At 75.5% G+C, this 3,993-nt stretch carries 3 protein-coding genes; all 3 read right to left on the minus strand.

All coding sequences use genetic code 11. The features are described from left to right. Window positions 1–77: 77 nt before the first annotated feature. The 3 genes from ABZ641_RS28380 to ABZ641_RS28390 all read right to left on the minus strand — a co-directional run bounded on the left by ABZ641_RS28380 (window position 78) and on the right by ABZ641_RS28390 (window position 3,581). Window positions 78–1,463 (minus strand): S28 family serine protease, encoded by a 1,386-nt coding sequence (locus ABZ641_RS28380; RefSeq protein ID WP_359986233.1) that lies wholly within the window; start codon window positions 1,461–1,463, stop codon window positions 78–80. A 105-nt stretch (window positions 1,464–1,568) separates the two neighbouring features. Next, window positions 1,569–2,498 carry an NAD(P)-dependent oxidoreductase gene (locus tag ABZ641_RS28385; RefSeq protein ID WP_344624726.1) on the minus strand — a complete coding sequence of 310 codons (930 nt, stop codon included), beginning with the start codon at window positions 2,496–2,498 and terminating at the stop codon, window positions 1,569–1,571. 87 nt (window positions 2,499–2,585) lie between these two features. Further along, the gene (locus ABZ641_RS28390) at window positions 2,586–3,581 is read right to left on the minus strand and encodes an endonuclease/exonuclease/phosphatase family protein (protein WP_359986236.1); all 996 of its coding nucleotides are present in this window, start codon (window positions 3,579–3,581) and stop codon (window positions 2,586–2,588) included. Window positions 3,582–3,993 lie beyond the last annotated feature (412 nt).

Below are 3,993 nucleotides of genomic sequence, written 5' to 3' on the forward strand. Positions count from 1 at the left end.
GTTCGGCCGGACGGTGCCGTTCGGGTAGACCGTCAGGAAGCCGGGGCCGCCAGGCTCGGTCACCGTGACGTTCAGGGTCACGGCCGTCGCGTTGGAGCCGGGGGCAGGCCGGCCCAGCGGAGCAGGGCGTCGGTGGCCAGGGTGCGGTCGGCCGGGGCGAGGGCGGTGATCGAGGCGCCGTGGTTGCCGTCGGCCACCGTCAGCACGTGGCTGTCGCGGGTCCGGGCGGAGACGGAGAAGCGCTCGGCGCTCCACGGGTCCCGGCCGCCGTACACGAAGAGGGTGTTACGGGCGTTCCGGCGGATCCAGCGGTCGACGTCCCGGGTCGTGCCCGGGTCGAAGGGGCGCCGGGCGACCTTGTCCGGGATGTAGTCCCACACCGAGATCCGGTACTTCAGCAGGCCTTTGAGCTGCGGGTACGCCACCTCGGGCGCGCCGAGCTCGGTGGCCGCCTGGTAGTAGTACGGCGCGTAGTACGAGAGCGTCTGGTCGGTGTAGAAGGAGAAGCCGTCGACGGCGTCGAACCAGTCCCACAGCTGCTGGTCGGTGGCGTCCCGGCCGGGGACGGCCGCGCAGTCGGCTTCGGTGCCGTACTGCCAGAACGCCCACGGCGTGTCGACGACCACGGCCTCCAGGGCCTTGTCGGCGCTGCCCATGTACTCGGCGGAGAAGGTGTAGCCGTTGTCGCGGGCGTACTGCTCGTAGCGGGCGGTGAGCGCGGTGCGGCGGCGCAGCGCCTCCACCTGGGCGCCGGCGATCGCGGCCCGGCACTCGGGGGTGCCGTTGCTGCGGATGACGTCCGCGTAGGCGCGGTCGCCGGGCCGGGCGGCGTCGTCCGGGGCGACGTAGGCGACCGTGCCGTCCATGTCGCCGGGGTGGAACCGCTCGTAGTGGGCGGCGTTCATGCCGCCCTTGCTGCCGCCGGTGGCGATCCAGTGGCCGGGGTAGAGCGCCTTCAGCGCCGTGAAGACCGCGTGCTGGTCGGCGGTGGCCTGACGGACGTTCAGGGTCGACCAGTCGCCGCCGGTGGCGGGCTCCGAGCCGCGGAAGAACCGGTACTCCAGGGAGACCTGGTTGGCGTCGAGCAGCCGGGTGGGCTCGGAGCGGGACGGGCCGGGGTCGGCCGGCAGTCCGTAGCCGCTCGCGGAGAGGACGGTCGGCCGGTCGGCGCCGCGGTGCAGCACGGTGAGCCGCTGCTGGAAGCTGCCGCGCCCGGGGTGGTCGTGGTCGACGGGCTGGGTGTAGGTCAGCACGAAGAAGCGGTAGCCGTCGACCGGCTTCTCCTGGACGACGGTCATGCCCGGGATCGCGGCGAGCCGGTCCTTGAGGTCGGTGTCCCGGGTCGCGGCCGCGGCGGCGGGCGCGCCGGTGCGGGCCGGGCCGTCCGCGGCGAACGCGGGGGCGGGGAGCAGACAGGCGGACACGAGGCCCGCCGCGAGTGTGGTCCACAGACGGCTGCGCAACAGGGGTCTCCCGGGGCGGCGAAGTCAAGCGACGGTGTAAGTGCGTTTAACCCGTCGCACAACCTAGGTGCGGCCCGGCCCGGCCACAAGGCTTTTGACGGAATGTCATGTTCGCGGATCGGGGTCCGGCGCGCCACCTTCGCCCGGTGCGCCCGCGTCCTCCCGGGGGAGGGCGGCGCGGCGCCGCGAGGTCTCGCCCAGCGCCGCCAGGTCCTGGCCGCCCCGGCCGTGCGCCACACCCTCCAGCAGGGCGTCGCGCAGCACTCCGGCGAGCGGCATCGGCACCCGGGCGGCGGCCGCGGTGTCCAGCGCCAGGCCGACGTCCTTGAACCCCAGGTCGAGCCGGAACCCGGCGGGCTCGTACCGCCGTTCGGCGATCATCGCGCCGTACCCCTCGTACACCGGCCCGGGGAAGACCGTGCCGGTCAGCACGGACAGCAGGTCCTCGGCGGCCAGCCCGCTCGCCTCGCCGAGCGCGGTCGCCTCCGCCACCGCCTCGACCGCCGAGACCAGCACGAAGTTGGCGCAGATCTTGGCCGTGTTGGCGATCTCCGGCCGGTCGCCGAGCCGCCAGGTCCGCCGCCCCATCGCCTCGAACAGCGGGGCGGCCCGGTCCAGCGCGTCGGCCGGACCGGCCGCCAGGATCGCCAGGTTGCCCGCCGCGGCGACCTCGCCGCGGCCCAGCACCGGCGCCGCCACGTAGGCCACCCCGTGCCGTGCGTGCAGCTCCGCCGCCCGGCGCGCCAGCGCGGGGGAGACGGTGGCCATGTTGACGTGCAGGGCGGCCGCCGCCGAGGCCAGCGCCTTCTCGTCGAGCAGCACCGACTCCACCGCGGCGTCGTCCGCGAGCATCGACACCACGGCCCGGCACCGCCACACCCCGGCCGGCCCGTCGGCCGCCTCGGCGCCCTCCGCGACGAGCTCCCGCACCGGCTCCGGCGACCGGTTCCACACCGTCACCCGGTGTCCTGCCGCCAGCAGTTGACGGACCATCCCGCGGCCCATCGTGCCCAGACCGACGAATCCCACGTCCACCGTGCCGACTCCCTGCCTCGTGGTCCGCGGGGCCCGGCCGGGCCCCGCGGGGTCGTACCGGTGATCGTAGGCGTACCCGGGCGGCCGTCAGCCGGTGACGGCGAGTTCGGCGACCACCGCCCGGTGGTCGGTGCCCGGCAGGGTGCGCTCGGCGACGGTGACAGCCTTCAGTCCGTCGCCGTGCAGCACGTGGTCGAGCTGCAGTACCGGTGGCAGCACCGGGCGGTCCGCGGGCCAGGTGCCGTCGAAGCCCCGGCCGAGCTCGGCGTGGGTGTCGGTCAGGCCGGTGCCGAGCAACCGCCGCATCGGCGTGTGGTCCAGGGTGGCGTTGAAGTCACCGAGCAGGACGGCGTTGCGGGCCCGCCCCGCCACGTCCGAGCGGAGCGCGTCGAAACCGGCCGCCCACTTCCGCGAATCGCCCAGCGGGTAGTAGGTGTGCACGGCGACCACCCGCACGGTACGGCCCTCCACCGCCACCTCGGCCGAGGTCGGCTCGTCGGAGAACGGCGCGTCCGCCACCCGGGCCGCGGAGAGCGGCAGCCGCGAGTACAGCGCCGTGTCGGAGTACCGGCCCGCCACCTTGTACGGCAGCACCCCGGCCATCCCGGCGCGCTCCAGGGCGTTCGCCAGCCCCGGGTTCGACTCCTCGACCGCGAGCACGTCCACCCGCTCCTCACGGGCCAGCCGGACCAGCGCCGCCGGATCCACCTGCCCCAGGTAGGCGTTGCTGGTGGCGAGCCGCAGCCGCGGCGCGGACGTCGGCACCCCGCCGCCGTCCCCGACGAACCGCGGCACCAGCCAGAACAGCTGCACCGCGGTCAGCGCGAGGGCCACCGCCGTGAGCGCCCGGGACCGCAGCAGCGCCGTGGTGAACAGCACCAGCACGCTCAGCACCGCCACGTACGGCACGCCCGCGACCGGCAGCGACAGGTCCGTCCCGTCGTCCAGCCCGCCGAGCCGCACCACGATCAGCGCGGCCGGCACCAGCAGCACCAGCGCGCAGCAGGCCAGCACGGCGAGCCGCAGCGCACGCAGCCACCCGGGCGCGACCGGCGGCGCAGCAGGGGCCTCGACCTCCGTCACAACACCGACCATCCGACACTCCCGCCTCCCGCGCCCGCGCACCGGGCGCCGCTCGACCGACGTCGCACCGCCCGGCACCGCCTCCGCGGTGATCACCGGGCGGCGACGTCGACTGGAGACGCGGGGACGGGGCCGGACGGTTCCGCCGGTCGTCACGGCCGGCCGGGAGGCACCGCGCGACACGCCCGGACCCGCCGCGGGCGACGGAGGGTCAGCCCGACGGTCGGTCAGGAGCCGCGACCGACCCGGTCGGCGTAGGGGGTACGGCGGACGGACCGGACACGCGGGCGACAAGGTGCGGGGCCGACGGGCGGACCGTAGCTTCCGTGGCATGGACATCAACCGTCGTCTGGTGCTGCGCCGCGCCCTGCAGGCCGTCGCCGCCGGGGCCGTGACCGCGCTGCCGGCCATG

This window comes from Kitasatospora sp. NPDC007106 (assembly GCF_040634455.1).
Taxonomy (GTDB): Bacteria; Actinomycetota; Actinomycetes; order Streptomycetales; family Streptomycetaceae; genus Kitasatospora; species Kitasatospora arboriphila.